Consider the following 16,192-nt stretch of genomic DNA (forward strand, 5'->3'; position numbering starts at 1 on the left):
TGGATAGCCTCCATAATATTTGATATTACCTTTATTTTATAGGATTGACAGCGCTTTAAACCATGCACGCTTTTAGCAATAACTTATACAAAATTTCACTAGCAAGACTTTCTTCTACCAAGCGAATCCACTATGATGAAAGTAGGTATTTCATACCCATGATGATTCGGAATGAGAGAGGATAGGTAAGCGCGATGCAACTTCAAGATGCCGATCAGACACAACCAAAGTTGCTCAGTCACATGTATTGGAGGGAGAAAGCAGCCTTTCAGCTTCAGGAGGATTCGAATGAATTCTGGGTGCTATTTGCCGTAGAGAATGGGAGCTTCTCCTACCAGATTCAAGAGCACGAGGGGACTGCTGTATTCGGAGATCTAGTGCTATGTCCACCAGGGGTTACTTTTCGAAGAGAAGTCATTCAGCCCTTATCTTTTCACGTCATGTTGCTGCAATGGTGTGATCCGTCAGGACATCCGTTAGCCATGGAAACTCATATCCCCTCAGGGAAAATTTCCCTCCAAGATCTCAATCGACTGTCATCTAACTATGCCTACTTGAAAAAATGGTTCCAACATGAAGGAAAAGTTACTTCCTCCCTGCGTCAACATGTAGTTACTGACCTATGGATGCTAGTAGTGGAAGAAGCTTATTCAGCAAGCCCAGAAGCGGTATCTCCTTGGACAGCAGGGATTACGAACAATAAGGATGCCCTTATTTCTGGGGCAACTCAACGGCTGCATGAACTAGCGTCATCGACCTGCATCATGAAAGACATCGCCATGGAACTTGGATTGACACAGGTGCAGTTTACCCGCCGATTCAAAAAATCGACCGGCATGCTGCCGATCGATTACTTAACCACGTTACGTCTGCAGAAGGTACAGCAGCTCTTGCTGGATAGTGAGATGACCTTGCAGCAGATCGCTGGACAATGCGGCTTTGAGAACGAATTTTATTTGAGCCGTGTATTCAAAAAACGCATGCATGTAACTCCGTCTTCCTTTCGCAAGCTTCATCGCCTATGAATGGACGTCTTAGACCAACAAGTGCAACTATACGAGAAGCACACAAATTTAGTATGATACTAGCATCACATCAATTCTAAATGAGGAATGTAAACGGCATGACAGAACGACTAATGAAATTGCCCCAATGGATAGGATTTCTCATCATTTTGACTATTCTTTCCCTCGGTACCACCCTTACCGCCTTCTCACCACTTTACGCAAACGGATTGATTAATGTTGTTATACCTATTTGCATTTTGTTTGCCTTGCGATCGGACTTCTTCGAAAAATTAAAACTATCAACCTTAGTCATAGGAAGAGTACTCGTTTTATTGACGTTCGTAGGGTACTTCCCTAGTGAATGGCTAGTACCCATTATCGTGTGGCTGCTGCGGATTAACATTTTGGAAGCAACATGGACCGATTTTAAGAACAAGAATTACTTCAATGTCATATCGGGGCTTATTCTAATCGCCACGTCATTTGTCATCACGGGTACATGGCTTGGCAGCTATTACATAACCGTTAATGAAGCCATGATTTTCTGGGCCATCGCTTACACGCTTTGGAACTGGGATTTCGTCATTTACGAATTTAAACAACAGATTGGATTTTATCATATTGCCGTTTTGACAACCCCTTTGTTGATCGTTTGCCTGACCATGAACCCAGGATTATGGCTGATCATGCGTGCCACCTCCTTGACGTTTGCGGGTATTTTTCAAATATCAGGAAAAGCTTATATCGAGTCCTATTTTATTAGTCCTACACTGCTTAACTTTATTACCACTATCAAAAAGCACCCCATCCAAATCAGCATCATGGTGATAAATGCTATACTGTGTCTCTTAGCTGTTCTGCTCTCTTAATTCATTTGCGAAAGGTGGCTCTCTCTATGAACATTCTCATCTTTGGAGCAACGGGGATGGTCGGACAAAGCGTATTGCGTGAATGTTTGATTGATCCACAAGTTAACCAAGTCGTTTCGATCGGTCGAAGCGCTACACAGCAGACTCATTCGAAATTCCGTGAACATATCCTCAAGGATATCACCGAGCTATCCCCATTAAGGGATGAGCTTTCAAGTATCGATGCTTGTTTCTTCTGCCTCGGTGTTTCATCTGTAGGTATGAGCGAGGAAAAGTACCATGCAATCACCTATGATCTGACCATGAATATTGCTAACGCGCTAGTCCAAATCCAGCCCAAGATGACCTTCGTCTATGTGACTGGGGCCAGCACCGATAGTACAGAGCAAGGCAGCAGCATGTGGGCACGTGTCAAAGGTAAAACGGAAAATGCGCTCCTCAAGCTGCCTTTTAAGTCAGCTTTTATGTTCCGACCTGGTGCGATTCTGCCGAAGAATGGCGTCAAATCCAAAACCAAGCTATACCAGACCTTCATTGTCATCTTGCGTCCAATTTTCCCTCTCCTACAGAAATGGTTCCCGAACGCCGTTATCGACTCCGAGCAAATTGGTCGTGCCATGATCGCCGTCGCGCGAGACGGATATTCGAAAGCGATTCTGGAGAGCACCGATATTCGTGAGGCGTCGGGGAGATAGGCGAGGTGCTAGGTGCTAGCGCGTGATCTACTTGATGATCTGTGTGCAAGATGTGGTTCAGACTCTACGGTTTGCATATCCACCAACTAGATAGATTCAATTTTGAATTAGATGGATTTTATGTCGTTAATTTCGCCGAAAGCGGCTGCTTTTGGGCAATAGCTGTATTTCCTACAGTTAATTTCTCCCATTCCACGCCGCATGGATCCAACCTTCTGAATTAACTGTATGTTTTACAGTTAAACGGGGAAATAGCGGAAAAGCGCTAAAATTAGCTGTATGTTTTACAGTTAAACGTTGGAGGAGGGTACTACTGTCCAGCGTTCGGACACCGCTTTGAGGCAATTAGCCTACCCTAGAACGCAGAAGAGCCTCCCATTCCGGGAGGCTCTTCTCGTTCGTTTAGGTAACTTAACTATCACAACTAGACACTTGCACAACGTGTGGTCCAGCACTGTACTCTTGCTCCCCATCTTAGTAGGCTATATCGTACACACTTCTGCGGAAGTGACTATGCTGCAACTGAAAGTTCCCCAAAGTGGAACTTTCAGTTGCACCTTCTCCGCGTCCAAGCTAGGATACAGCCCGACGCCGCCAATGAGCATCGCCGCGGCAGGCATGGAGCTCCAGCTCAGCAGGTTGGAGCCATTGCTATACTCGGACCATCAGGGGAGCCTCCCCAAATGGGTACATGTTCCATCGCATTCTGGGTTCCCTCTTAACTGTTCGTGCCTCTAAGCTTCTTCTCGGAAGACTGATATTTTTTCAGGCACATGTAGGCGATCACAAGAATAAGCACCGGTAATCCCCCAATGAGGAAGCGGAAGCCATGAATCGCGCTGGTGACCTGAACTTCCTTATCCGCATCAAAGCCGCTCGTCGCGAAGAAAATCCCCATAATCCCATATTGAATGGACATCCCGATACGAATGATAAAGCCATTCACGCCATAATACATCCCTTCACGACGACGTCCCGTTTGCTGTGCATCGAAATCAACGACATCGGAAAGCAGAACATGCAAGGACAGCATGAAACCAGAAACTGGAATACCCAGCAGAGCGCCAATGATAATCACCATGACCGTCGAGTCGGCAAAAAGGAAGCCTAGCGAGATGATCGCATACAAGACTGATGAAATCATCGCAACTCGAACCGTTGATAATCGTACGCCGCTTTTTGCCCAAATGAATGACATCGGGATGGCTACGATAAACACCGCGCCTAGGAAAATCGAGTTTTGAGTTCCGTTTAACACCACGACGTATTTCGTGTAAAAAGCTGTTAATGACACGAACATCGTCGTCGTCAATTGAATCAATAAATTCGCTACGACGTAGGAACTGAATAGTTTATTTTTAAACGTCTGAACCGTTGCTTCTTTAAAATGTAGGGGCTCTGACTTACTAGCAGCGGGATTCTCGAAAGAACCGTACAGGGACACATACAAGGAAATGACCGCGATGATCGCAAATATCCCCGCCATAAGTCCCCAACCTAAAGAGAGCCCTAACGATTTCGCAAGCGCGATACCGATGATCATGCCGATGATGCTGAACATTTGCTGGAACGCTGACACTTGATAACGATCCTTCTTGGTTTGATACATCTCCGGAAATAACGCACCTGTGTTAAGTCCAATGAACGAGTAGATCAAATCGAAGAAGAACGTTAGTGTGAAAAAGTAAATTAACAGCATCGTCGTGCTGCCCACAGGCGGATTAAAGAGGAAGAAGAATAACACACCAAATGGCAGACTTCCGAACAAAATATACGGAATACGTCTTCCGAAACGCGTTTTCGTACGGTCACTCACATACCCAGCAACCAAATTGAACAAGGCATTCAGGAAGCCGTAAATGATCATCCCGATGGAAATCGATGTGCCGGAAACATTCAAAACCGTAACATAATAGAAAACAGCAATGGCACTAAACGCTTGCCATAAGACGCTAAGTCCAATTTGATTCGAGCTGTAAGCGAGTTTTTTGGATAATGAAATCATTGGACTTGCCTCCTTCGTCATATGTAGCTGTTAGCTGTATAGTGCGGATGGGAAGAAGTGCAGTTGGTGGGACGTAAGTAATTTAAAAGCTTCCGCATATCCTTTGGCATCGGGGTCTTGCTTCAACTTGGAGTACAATTGAACACCTTGATAGTCAAAATACCCCTTAACCAAGGGCCAATTAACGTTGTCAAATTGGCTCTTATGGGCAAGGATGGATGCGATTTTCGTTTCCCAATGGGCCGATACATCAATGAAGGTGTTCGGATGCGACGTCGCATAGAACGCGATTTGCGGGACATCATGTGGTTTGGATCCAGGGAATAGGATCTCATTTGACGAGAAGAGCATGGTCGAAGCTACAGCCTTCCCAGTCTTGATATGGTCCGGATGAGCCTCATATGGCATCCAAGGATCTACGGACATCAGCAAATCCGGCTTCTCTTCGCGGATAATCGGAATCAACTTGGCAAGCAGTTCCTCTTCGGTATAACTGCCCATATCCGGGTAATCAAGCGTAATATGCTTGGTCACACCCAATATATCCCCAGCGGCCAACCGCTCTGAACGGCGAATCGCTGCGATCGCTTCTGGTTCTACCTCGCCAGTTGAACCACTGCCACTTCCATCCGTAACAGTAATGTAAACGATTTCACAACCGCGCTGTGCAAGTTCGTATAACGTTCCTGCAGCTCCAACTTCGTTATCATCAGGGTGGGGTTGAACGCATACGACTTTTTTGACATCTAACAACTCAGGAAGACCTAATATTCGTCTAATATCCATGTGACATCCCTCCAATATGTCACATTCTATCATAATAAGGCGAAGAAATGTCGAAAATGTTCCCTCGTGAAATCAGGGGATTTCCTTTATACTTATTTGCAAGAGGCGAAGAACGTCCCTGTCCATTTTTCATGAGTGGAACAGGGGCGTTTTTCTCATTTTAAAGGAGGGAAAGATCATATGAATTTCGAGAAAATGCATGCATTATGGATTCAAAACCATCTTGACCGCAGAACCGGAGAACGCAGCGGCCGCTTAGAGCGTGGGCATCAAGAGGCGGAAAGGTTGTTCTGTCAGAAAGTCTGGTGGGAGCTCCGAGGCAATTTCGATGAGTTACACCCAGAATTCGAAGTATTGGATTGGCGTGGACGTTCGTATTTCTGCGACTTCGCCTGGCTGACGAAATTTGTGAAATTGATCATCGAGATCAAAGGATTCGGCCCGCACGTGCGAGACATGGACAGGCAGAAATACTGCAATGAGCTGAACAGGGAAACCTTTTTGACTGCGATGGGATATCAGGTGATTTCATTTTCATACGATGACGTCGCGAATCGCCCTGACCTATGCATTACGCTGCTTCGCATGTTGATTAGTCGATTTCAGGCTATCTCCTCACCTGTCAGTCTAGACAATGTGATGGAACGGGAAATTGTTAGGCTAGCTTATACGCTCGCTGGGCCACTCCGTCCAATTGATGTTCGAACACATCTGGATATCAACTACCGCTCAACCGTTCGAGTGCTCCAATCACTCTGCGACAAAGGTTGGTTCATCCCGCACAAAGGAGCTGAAGGAAAACATGTGCTCCGTTATGAGTTAGTAAAAAGGGATCATATACGCATGATGTAATGAATTGGTGTGTTAGGTGGGGAATGGTAGCGAGGGTGAGTGTGATAGAGTGTTATAGTTGGTCTGTGGCATGTGGGGTTCGGTGGCGTGGGATTGTGAGGTGGCGACTGTGAGTTGGTCAGTGGCGGGTGAATGCGAGTGGAGTGTGGTGGCTGGCGAGTGAATGTGGAATGAGCTGGCGGATTGCTCTCTCTTTCTCCGCTTTCTCTCCCACCTCACTCTCAAAAATGCAAATATACAACCTTTCCCACTAATTTATGGTTGAAATTGGAAAATGCGTGCACCTCATTTCTCCAATCACACTCGCCCCCATACTTCGTGCCACTTATCGCCATCACAACGTATAACTCCCCGCAACTTCACATAATTTCTCTCCATGCCAATTGACATTAAATTTCAGGGATGTTATAAAGTTAGTGTATAGCACTCACAGCGTGCGAGTGCTAATTATATAAACCCTGCTACATATCGAAAGGAGATCTATCCGTGGAAAAGAAACAGTTTCAAGCCGAATCCAAGCGTCTTTTGGAAATGATGATCAATTCGATTTACACACAACGTGAAATCTTTCTAAGAGAGCTTATCTCCAACTCCAGCGATGCGATTGACAAAATTTACTACAAGGCACTTACAGACGACTCGCTCGTTTTTGACAAAGATAGCTACTTCATCAAAATTACAGCCGATAAAGACAATCGCATCTTAACGATTCGCGATACAGGTGTCGGGATGACGAAAGAAGATCTTGAGAACAACTTGGGGATTATCGCGAAGAGCGGATCTCTTGCTTTCAAGAAAGAAAACGAAGCTAAAGACGGCCACAACATTATTGGCCAATTCGGGGTAGGCTTCTACTCCGCGTTCATGGTCGCTGATCACATCGCAGTAACAAGTAAAGCCCTTGGCAGCGACACAGCTTACAAATGGGAATCCGATGGCGCAGACGGGTACACGATTGCACCAGCCGAGAAGGATTCGATTGGTACGGAGATTGTTCTTTCAATTAAAGCGAATACCGAAGATGATAACTACGACGAATACTTGGACGAGTATCGCTTGAAAGCGATCATCAAGAAATATTCAGATTTCATCCGTTATCCTATTAAAATGGACATCACGGGCAAGCGACTCAAAGAAGGCAGCGAGAGCGAATTCGAGGACTATCAAGAAGAGCAGCACGTGAACAGCATGGTGCCGATCTGGCGCAAAAACAAAAGCGAACTTACTCCTGAAGATTACGAGAAGTTCTACCATGAGAAACACTACGGCTTCGACAAGCCGCTGAAGCATATTCATGTGAGTGCAGATGGCGCGGTAGTCTACCAAGCGATCCTCTTTATCCCTGAAAACATGCCTTATGACTACTATTCCAAAGAATACGAGAAAGGCCTCGAGCTTTACGCAAATGGCGTTCTCATTATGAATAAATGTGCAGACCTGCTTCCTGACTATTTCAGCTTCGTCAAAGGGATGGTTGATTCCGAAAGTTTGTCACTAAACATCTCCCGTGAAATGCTGCAGCACGATCGTCAGCTTAAATTAATTGCGAAGAATATCTCCAGCAAAATCAAAGGCTCACTTCAAAGCCTCCTGAAGGACGAGAGAGAGAAATACGAGCAATTCTACAAGTCCTTCGGCAGACAGCTTAAATTCGGTGTTTACAGCGACTACGGCACGCATAAAGAGCTGCTGCAGGATCTATTGATGTTCTCTTCCTCCAAGGAGAAACAGCTTGTTACGTTGGAGGAGTATGTAGCTAGAATGCCAGAAGATCAGAAGTACATTTACTATGCTTCCGGTGAGTCGATGGAAAGAATCGATAAGCTTCCGCAAACGGAGCTTGTAACTGACAAAGGCTATGAGATTTTATACTTCACAGATGATATTGATGAGTTCGCAATCAAAATGATTATGACTTACAAAGAGAAGGAATTCAGATCGGTTTCAAGCGGGGATCTTGGTATTGATGTAGAGGATAACGCCAACGATTCTGAGTCTGATAAAAAAGAAAATCAAGATCTATTCGACTACATGAATGGCTTATTGGCTGGTAAAGTGACAAGCGTTAAAGCTTCCAAACGTTTGAGAAAGCATCCGGTATGCTTATCTACAGATGGTGATGTCACCATCGAAATGGAAAAAATCTTGAACGCTATGCCGAACAATCCGAACGTTAAGGCTGAGAAAGTATTAGAAATCAACGTCAATCATGACGTGTTCACTTCCTTGAAGGATGCTTTTGAAAAGGATAAAGAGAAATTGAACCTGTATACAGCACTCTTGTACAATCAAGCTCTTCTTATCGAAGGTCTGCCGCTGCAGGATCCAGTTGAATTCACGAATGATATTTGTAAAATCATGGTGTAATACCATGCAGGCACTGCAACTTCCATGTTGCGGTGCTTTTTTATGTATGGTTAGGAAGCATCCGAAGGAGCTGCTGGCTCATCTAGCACATAAGCGTGAATAGCCTCTGAACGATTATAGACATAAGCGAGTAAACGTGCTTGATCAAGACCAAGCGCCTCCGCTACCTTAACAATATCCAATTCATAAATAATTTTACTTGATTTTGGGCTATTGACGGACATATGCTTCAACCATCCTTCGAATTAATGTAATTAATAGCACGTTAAACCTAACCTGTGATATAGTTTTCATATAAGACGTTATCGGTATGATAAGGGCAAAACCGCTGAAAAGTGGTGACGCAAAGCTAAAGGGACTAAATTGGCAATCCTGTCTAGTGTCCAATATGTCAGCCAGCTACCGCCTCCATCCGATAATGGCAGTTCGACAAAGGAGGAATCAGCTTCATGAATAAAATGGTAATTGACGGCAATATGAGCATAGACATAAAGCATTTAATCGATAACTTGCATCTCCCTGATGATGATATTTTGGACATGTTCTCCTTTTCATTCAGCGGCAACCTGTTAACATCTGATGAAGCCATCCGATTTATTCATTTTCTTCGAAGTGAATTGGACAAACGCACTCAATAACCGAATTATGCCTTATCGCTTTCAAAAATACAGTCGGTTGATGTCATGAGAATAATTTTTTTTCAAAAGCTCATGAGGGCGCGTCGTTATTGACTTTTCTCTGATGAAGCAACAAAAGACAGCGCATCTGCCGCTGTCTTTTGTTGATTTTTTGTCACATTTCGAAAAAAAACAAATCAATTCGTGTCACCCTCTAATTTTCCCAAGCAAACTAGCTGTTTCTAACATATCACATAACAAATACTAGAATAGGACAGCTAATGTGGTATTAGGGAACAATCTGGTTGTCACAACAACTATTCATACGAATTAGCTCAAAAGTGAATAAAGCCGCGTGGTCTCATGAAATCATTCATGAGACCACGCGGCTTTTACTGAGAAGCATACATGTGCTGCTTATTTGTCTCGGAGCAGCCCGACATCATGCTTTCCCAATATTTGCGTTAACTCCTTCAAAAACATGTTAATGTCCTTGAACTGCCTATATACAGAGGCGAAGCGAATGTAGGCCACTTCATCGACGGGGTACAATTGCTCCATCACAATTTCACCAATGCCAAGGCTATCTACTTCAGCATGAGCCGTCGTACGAAGCTGCATTTCAACTTCGGAGACAAGCATCTCTAGCCGCTCCATGGAAACAGGTCTTTTTTCACAAGCACGAATTAAGCCCCGTAAAATTTTCTCTCGACTAAATTCTTCCCGACTTCCATCTTTCTTAATCACAATTAAAGGTGTTTCTTCTACCATTTCGAACGTTGTGAATCTTCGCGCGCATTTCTCGCATTCACGACGCCGACGAATGGATTTATTCTCATTGGCAGACCTGGAATCAAGCACTTTCGTACCAGAATGGTCACAGAACGGGCATTTCATTCGCTTTCATCTCCTTTCTCACTTGGAAATATCATTACCATATGTTACATGTCTTGAAGTTTTGAGTTCTGCACACAATAGATTTACCAACCGACAAGGAGGTGAACAGACATGAGCTCAAGCAACACTTTAGTCGTTCCACAAGCTAATGCAGCCTTGGATCAGTTGAAGTACGAGGTAGCTCAGGAGCTAGGTATCGCTATCCCACAAGATGGCTACTATGGCAACATGACTTCTCGTGAAACTGGATCTATTGGTGGTAGCATTACTCGTCGCCTGGTGCAAATCGCAGAACAATCTCTAGCAGGTCAATTCAAGTAATCTTGAATAACACACGCTTTTGACTCTGCAAAACAGGAAGTATTGGACTTTGCGCTCCACTCGGAGCTAGTCCAATGCTTCTTTGTTTTGTGGGGCTAACTTAAGCATCTGCACCCTGCCATTGCTCCGTGTCCGTGTATAGCTTCGTATACTTCTCATAGTAATAAAGAACACGCTGCACATAATGACGGGTTTCACCAAATGGAATATCACGAATATTGTCTTCAGAACCGTCCCAAACGTTACCGTTTTTCCATTTATTCACATTACCTTGACCTGCATTATACGCTGCAATGGCATAGACTAAATTCCCATTATAATGCTTAATTAACCAATTTAGATACCATGACCCTAAATAAATATTAATATCGACTCGAAGCAAATCTTCTTGTGTATGAGGCCCTAGATTCGAGGATTCAACAATCCAATCAGCGGTATCAGGCATTAGCTGCATGAGCCCTAATGCCCCTTTGCTTGATTCTAAATGATATTTATAATTCGTTTCGACGCGAATAATGGCTGCAATTAGAAACGGGTCTATATTGTGTTTCGCCGCGCTTTGCTTAATCTCCTGCTGAAAGTAGATGGGATATAGCTTTCTACCTATAATTGCGCTATTCATGAAGAGAATCATGACAAATGCGATAAGCAGAAGAGCAAACATTCGTTTTTTCCGAAAGAACGTCATGCCAATCCCTTCCCTACCCAGAACAGCTCTACCCTCATGTTGGTTTCTTCCAAAGTTCCGCTATTATCAATCACGATATCGGCTAGCTTTCGTTTCTCCTCAATCGACATCTGTGCATCAAGTCGAAGCTGAGCATTCTCGGCTGACAAGCCATCTCGCTGCATCAGGCGCTCCAATTGCAAGTGACGCGGAATATAAACAACCATGATCTCCTCAAACATCGAGACCAGATTCGATTCTATGAGTAAAGGAACATCGACCACCACCAGCTTGGTGGGGAAGTCCCGTTCATACAAAGTCATTTGTTCACGCATCTTTGCCCGAATTGGGGGATGCAACAAGCCATCTAGCTGCTTTCTAGCTTCAGGCGATCCAAAGATAATTTCACCAAGCTTCTTACGTTGCAGAGATCCATCAGGTCCAATCACAGCTTGTCCAAAATGCGCAGCAACCTGTTCGAGAACAGGGCTGCCAGGCTCGACGACATCACGAGCGATCTGATCGGCATCGATTAAAAGTGCGCCACGGCTAACGAGCATGCGACTAACCGTACTTTTTCCACAAGCAATACCTCCAGTTAAGCCGATATTCATAAGCGATTCTCTCCTAAAGGTTCATTGTTAGTGAACTATAGCATTTTCAAAAGTCCCATGACAATAAGTACACAGCCTGGGAGAATAGACAGCTTCTTCATCCAGTTCATTTCTGCATATCGGAAACCAATCCGCAAGCCGACTGCAAGTAAGGAGCCGCTTGAAATTGAAATGACTGAAGCCGTTAATAACGGCACGAAGCCAATAAGCGCAGCGCCGATTCCCGCTCCGAAGGCATCCAAAGATAGCGCTAAGCCGAGCAAAGTAGCCTCAGAGGCTGAAATATTGCCTGATTTATCTACGTCCGCTATGGAAGGCGTTCGTAAAATTTGAATCACTAGCCCAAAACGTTTCAGCTCAATACTGAGAATCTCTTTGGTCCGCTGTAACGTATCGAACGTTACCGGCTCCACGTAACCAGAGTTGCGAATCTCTCCATAAGGCATGCTGCTAACCATCGCTTGATCTGCCGTAGCAGCTGCTTGCTCTTGTTGCGTTTGGTTTTTCTGCCCTTGTCTCATTTGAACAAGAGCCCAAACGCCAATACCGATTAAAATGAGCGCCCCTATCCGCTTAGCAAACCCAGGGGACATGAAGGAAGACATCAAAACGCCGATCTGCATCGAAGTAAAAATAATGATACCAGACCAAAGCGATATAATTCCAATTGAGATAAGGGGTATTCGTATTTTACGTAACCCATACATCACACCAACACCGAAACCGTCTAAAGAAACTGCAAATGCCAAAATGAGCAGAGATATGACAGGAAGCATACAAACCCTCCTAAGCGTTTTACCCAAATAACAAGCCTCATGGGCTGTTACCTAGGCTAAGTACTCCATATCATATGGGGAGGGTGCGCTTCTCGTGCCTATTTCTCAGACTTCTTTCGCGACCGCTTGGGCTTCAAAGGTTGGCAAGTGAGACATATGTGTGTCCCTCTGCCTCCCACGACGGTTTTCACAATCTCTTGGCCGCACGTTTTGCATGGCTGTAATTGTCTGCCATAAATGTTTAATTGGTGCTGGAAAAGGCCGATTTCGCCTTGTCCATTCACATAGGATTTAATGGATGATCCGCCTACCTCAACGGATTCTTGGAGGGTACGAATAATCGCCTCATGCAACAAGGCTAACTCCTTCCTACTCAGTGAGGAAGCTTCCCGTTCGGGATGGATCCCCGCTAAGAAGAGGGACTCGTCTACATAAATATTCCCGATGCCCACGATATATGCTTGATTGAGCAGCAACGGCTTGATCTTCGTAGTTCGATGACCAATCACCCCGCGAAATGCTTCGAGGGTGAACGCCTCATCGAGCGGCTCAAGACCGAGCTTCACCAATGGTGGCTGTGTAAGCTCATCACCCTTCGGAAACAGGTGCATCGTGCCGAATTGCCGCACATCTTTGTACCGCAGCTCACTTTCATCTGTAAAACGGAACAAAACATGTGTATGCGGTTCTATCGGATCATTGCCTGCGTACAAGCCATAGCGACCTTCCATACGCAAATGGGAGACCATCACATAATCCGTAAGCACGAAGCGAAGAAACTTTCCTCTTCGTTCAATGGTTTCAATGGTTTGTCCTTGCAGCAGCGTTTCAAACTGCTGAATATCGTCCGGCTTTTGGATAATACGAGGCAGTCTAACCTCAACATGGGCGATCGTTTTCCCTGTAATTAACTCATTCAGTGTTCGTTTGACGGTTTCGACCTCGGGTAGCTCAGGCAAGGTGTTCACCTCCTTCTAGGTGTTGGGAGCTGCAGTTCATGCCGCTAGACCAAATTGTTACTTCGCATCATACCAAGTTAGACCGAAATCAACATCTGCACGTAAAGGAACGTCCAGCTTCAGCGCAGCTGCCATGACTTCAGGCACAAGCCCCTTCATTGTTTCCAGCTCATCAGCTGGCACTTCAAAGACAAGCTCATCGTGTACTTGAAGCAGCATGCGGCTCTTCAGCCCTTCTTTCACCAAGCGATCAGCCATTTGAACCATGGCAAGCTTGATGATATCTGCCGCTGTCCCTTGGATTGGCGTATTCATGGCAGTGCGTTCTGCGAATGAACGTATATTAAAGTTCGAATGCGTAATTTCAGGCAATAAGCGTCGACGCTGAAGCAAAGTGGTTACATATCCGTCACGACGAGCATCCTTAACGATTTCATCCATATATCGGCGAACCCCTTGGAACACCGCGAAATACTGTTCAATGAACTGAGCGGCTTCCCGACGGGTAATATCTAAATTCTGTGACAGGCCGTAGTCGCTGATTCCGTATACGATTCCGAAGTTAACGGCTTTCGCTTGACGGCGCATATTGCTGTCAACAGCGCTTTCTTCCACACCGAAGACATCCATCGCAGTCTTCGTGTGAATGTCCATATTCTGAAGGAACGCTTCCTTCAGCTTCTCATCTTGCGAGATGTGCGCTAGCACACGCAGCTCGATCTGGGAGTAATCCGCAGCAAGAATGTACCATCCAGGCTCGGATGGAACGAAGACCTTGCGGATCTTACGGCCCTCTTCCAGACGAATCGGAATGTTCTGGAGGTTCGGGAACTGGCTGCTGAGTCGTCCCGTCGCGGCAATCGTCTGCCGGTAATAGGTGTGCACCTTACCGGTCTCTGGCCGCACCTCTTTGAGCAGCCCTTCGACGTATGTCGACTGCAGCTTCGCTAGCGAGCGGTAGTGCAAGATCTGCCCGACAACTTCGTTGTAGGGCGCAAGACGTTCCAGCACCTCGGCATCCGTCGAGTAGCCGGTCTTGGTCTTCTTCGAAGCTGGCAGTCCCAGCTTCTCGAACAGAACCTCACCGAGCTGCTTCGGTGAGTTGATGTTGAACTCGACGCCGGCGAGCTTGTAAATGCTGGACATGATCGTGTCCAGCTGCTTACCAAGCTCCACGCCGAGCGTTTTGAGCCCCTCGGCATCCACGGCGATGCCGCACATCTCCATCTCCGCGAGAACGCCGGAGAGTGGCAGTTCAAGCTCGTAGAAGAGTTGATGCATCTCACTCTTCTCTAATTCATCGCGCAGCACGGGCACCATGCGCGCCATCGCCATCGCTTTGCGACCCACGTGGTCGCTAAGCGCAGCGAGTTCCGGCAGGCGAAACTTCGCGCCTTTGCCGAACACATCCTCGTCTGCCTTCACAGATGGCAGACCGTACTTCACCGACAGGCCGCTCAAGCTGAGATTCGACTCCGTCGGATCAAGGAGGTAAGCGGCCAACAGCACATCAAAATCCACCCCTGCGAGGTGGATGCCCTGCCAAGCCAGCGCCAGCTGCGCGCGGTGCAGGTCGAAGAGCTGCTTCTTCTTGGAAGCATCGCTGAGCCAATCGCGCAGCGGCTTGCCTGCATCGCTTTGCAGCAGGGCAAACGGCACATAATACGAAGTGTTGGAAGCACCATCATCGATAAACCACACAACCCCAACCATCACAGCTTGATGTGGATTCTCACCAACCGCTTCCACATGGATCGCGGCATGGTCGTCCAATTTGGCAACCAACTCACCCATATTAGCTTCTGTAACCGCAACGGCTTCCAGACTCTCCACGACGAGATCTTCAGTTTCTACGCTGACTGAACCGAAATCCATCTTCTCCAGCAGCGACTTGAACTCCAGCTTGCGAAACATACTGGATAACGCTTGTCCATCGAAGCCATCATAACGGAACGATTCCCAAGCTGTTTCCATCGGGACTTCACGGTAAATAGTGGCCAGCTCTTTGCTCATGAGAGCACTCTTGGCATGCTCTTCCACTTTCTCTTTCATTTTGCCTTTCAGACTTGCTGTGTTTGCCAACACTTCTTCAACCGTGCCAAAGTCATGCAGCATTTTAAGAGCCGTCTTCTCACCAACGCCGGGAATACCCGGAATATTATCGGACGTATCGCCCATGAGACCTTTCAAATCAATGATTTGATTCGGCGTAAGCCCGTATTTCTCTTTAATGGCTTCAGGATCGAAGCGATCCATCTCGCTGATTCCCTTGCGGGTAATCGCAACCGTCACTTGCTCAGAAGCAAGTTGGAGCATATCTTTATCACCAGACACGAGGAGAACTTTCTCCCCTCTCGCATCCGCTTCTTTCGTCAACGTTCCGATAATATCATCCGCTTCATAGCCAGATAGCTCGAATTGCGGGATTTTGAAAGCCTTCAGCAATTCTTTAATCAAAGGAAATTGTTCTGAAAGCTCTGTCGGCGTTTTCGCACGACCACCTTTATACTCGGTATATTCTTTATGTCGGAACGTAATTTTCCCCGCATCAAATGCAACAAGAAAATGGGTTGGCTTTTCTTCTTCAATCAATTTCAGCAGCATGGTCGTAAATCCATATACCGCATTGGTATGTAAACCGCTTGAATTACTCAGCAAAGGTAACGCATAGAAGGCACGAAAAGCGATTGAGTTCCCATCAATAATAATAAGCTTATCCATAAGTTCCACCCCAATTTTAAACATACTTCCTTCATCATA

At 45.8% G+C, this 16,192-nt stretch carries 16 protein-coding genes and 1 riboswitch; of the genes, 7 read left to right on the top strand and 9 right to left on the bottom strand.

Going from position 1 to position 16,192, the window contains the following annotated elements:
• Positions 1 to 194 precede the first annotated feature (194 nt).
• From ASL11_RS16810 to ASL11_RS16820, 3 genes are all read left to right on the top strand, one after another.
• On the top strand, positions 195 to 1,025 hold the full coding sequence (locus ASL11_RS16810; protein ID WP_056616625.1) for a helix-turn-helix domain-containing protein: 831 nt from the start codon (positions 195 to 197) through the stop codon (positions 1,023 to 1,025).
• 98 nt (positions 1,026 to 1,123) lie between these two features.
• Complete coding sequence (locus ASL11_RS16815) at positions 1,124 to 1,876, top strand: hypothetical protein (protein ID WP_056616630.1); 753 nt, start codon at positions 1,124 to 1,126, stop codon at positions 1,874 to 1,876.
• Between the two features lie 26 nt (positions 1,877 to 1,902).
• On the top strand, positions 1,903 to 2,571 hold the full coding sequence (locus ASL11_RS16820; RefSeq protein WP_056616632.1) for an NAD-dependent epimerase/dehydratase family protein: 669 nt from the start codon (positions 1,903 to 1,905) through the stop codon (positions 2,569 to 2,571).
• Between the two features lie 718 nt (positions 2,572 to 3,289).
• Here ASL11_RS16820 and ASL11_RS16825 read toward each other — a convergent pair.
• Both ASL11_RS16825 and ASL11_RS16830 read right to left on the bottom strand, forming a co-directional pair.
• Positions 3,290 to 4,576 (bottom strand): MFS transporter, encoded by a 1,287-nt coding sequence (locus ASL11_RS16825; RefSeq protein ID WP_235550482.1) that lies wholly within the window; start codon positions 4,574 to 4,576, stop codon positions 3,290 to 3,292.
• Between the two features lie 30 nt (positions 4,577 to 4,606).
• Positions 4,607 to 5,362, bottom strand: coding sequence for a PIG-L deacetylase family protein (locus ASL11_RS16830; RefSeq protein ID WP_056616639.1), 756 nt, complete (start codon positions 5,360 to 5,362; stop codon positions 4,607 to 4,609).
• Between the two features lie 180 nt (positions 5,363 to 5,542).
• Between ASL11_RS16830 and ASL11_RS16835 the strand changes: the two genes are divergently transcribed.
• Both ASL11_RS16835 and htpG read left to right on the top strand, forming a co-directional pair.
• On the top strand, positions 5,543 to 6,214 hold the full coding sequence (locus ASL11_RS16835) for a DUF559 domain-containing protein (RefSeq protein ID WP_056616642.1): 672 nt from the start codon (positions 5,543 to 5,545) through the stop codon (positions 6,212 to 6,214).
• 486 nt (positions 6,215 to 6,700) lie between these two features.
• Positions 6,701 to 8,581 carry a molecular chaperone HtpG gene (gene htpG, locus ASL11_RS16840; RefSeq protein WP_056616645.1) on the top strand — a complete coding sequence of 627 codons (1,881 nt, stop codon included), beginning with the start codon at positions 6,701 to 6,703 and terminating at the stop codon, positions 8,579 to 8,581.
• 50 nt (positions 8,582 to 8,631) lie between these two features.
• On the opposite strand, the gene ASL11_RS36535 is transcribed toward htpG, so the two are convergent.
• On the bottom strand, positions 8,632 to 8,805 hold the full coding sequence (locus tag ASL11_RS36535; RefSeq protein ID WP_157256942.1) for a hypothetical protein: 174 nt from the start codon (positions 8,803 to 8,805) through the stop codon (positions 8,632 to 8,634).
• 84 nt (positions 8,806 to 8,889) lie between these two features.
• A riboswitch (cyclic di-GMP riboswitch) is annotated at positions 8,890 to 8,988 on the top strand.
• Positions 8,989 to 9,030: 42 nt separating this feature from the next.
• Here ASL11_RS36535 and ASL11_RS16845 point away from each other — a divergent pair.
• Positions 9,031 to 9,219 carry a hypothetical protein gene (locus ASL11_RS16845; protein ID WP_056616647.1) on the top strand — a complete coding sequence of 63 codons (189 nt, stop codon included), beginning with the start codon at positions 9,031 to 9,033 and terminating at the stop codon, positions 9,217 to 9,219.
• Positions 9,220 to 9,615: 396 nt separating this feature from the next.
• Here the strand turns inward: ASL11_RS16845 and nrdR are convergent, their stop codons facing one another.
• Entirely contained in the window at positions 9,616 to 10,095 is a 480-nt protein-coding gene (nrdR, locus tag ASL11_RS16850) for a transcriptional regulator NrdR (RefSeq protein WP_056616650.1), read from the bottom strand.
• 111 nt (positions 10,096 to 10,206) lie between these two features.
• Here nrdR and ASL11_RS16855 point away from each other — a divergent pair, with 111 nt between their 5' ends.
• Positions 10,207 to 10,416, top strand: a complete 210-nt coding sequence (locus ASL11_RS16855; protein WP_056616653.1) for an alpha/beta-type small acid-soluble spore protein — start codon at positions 10,207 to 10,209, stop codon at positions 10,414 to 10,416.
• A 100-nt stretch (positions 10,417 to 10,516) separates the two neighbouring features.
• On the opposite strand, the gene ASL11_RS16860 is transcribed toward ASL11_RS16855, so the two are convergent.
• From ASL11_RS16860 to polA, 5 genes are all read right to left on the bottom strand, one after another.
• A complete protein-coding gene (locus tag ASL11_RS16860; RefSeq protein WP_056616656.1) occupies positions 10,517 to 11,104 on the bottom strand; it encodes a lytic transglycosylase domain-containing protein in 588 nt (195 codons plus the stop codon).
• Positions 11,101 to 11,697, bottom strand: coding sequence for a dephospho-CoA kinase (coaE, locus tag ASL11_RS16865; RefSeq protein WP_056616658.1), 597 nt, complete (start codon positions 11,695 to 11,697; stop codon positions 11,101 to 11,103). Before coaE ends, ASL11_RS16860 begins: the two co-directional genes overlap by 4 nt.
• A 35-nt stretch (positions 11,698 to 11,732) precedes the next feature.
• Complete coding sequence (locus tag ASL11_RS16870; RefSeq protein WP_056616661.1) at positions 11,733 to 12,473, bottom strand: MntP/YtaF family protein; 741 nt, start codon at positions 12,471 to 12,473, stop codon at positions 11,733 to 11,735.
• A 98-nt stretch (positions 12,474 to 12,571) separates the two neighbouring features.
• The gene (gene mutM, locus ASL11_RS16875) at positions 12,572 to 13,432 is read right to left on the bottom strand and encodes a DNA-formamidopyrimidine glycosylase (protein ID WP_056616664.1); all 861 of its coding nucleotides are present in this window, start codon (positions 13,430 to 13,432) and stop codon (positions 12,572 to 12,574) included.
• 57 nt (positions 13,433 to 13,489) lie between these two features.
• Positions 13,490 to 16,153 (bottom strand): DNA polymerase I, encoded by a 2,664-nt coding sequence (polA, locus tag ASL11_RS16880; protein ID WP_056617169.1) that lies wholly within the window; start codon positions 16,151 to 16,153, stop codon positions 13,490 to 13,492.
• Positions 16,154 to 16,192: the final 39 nt, after the last annotated feature.

The organism is Paenibacillus sp. Soil750 (genome assembly GCF_001428045.1).
Lineage (GTDB): Bacteria > Bacillota > Bacilli > Paenibacillales > NBRC-103111 > Paenibacillus_E > Paenibacillus_E allorhizoplanae.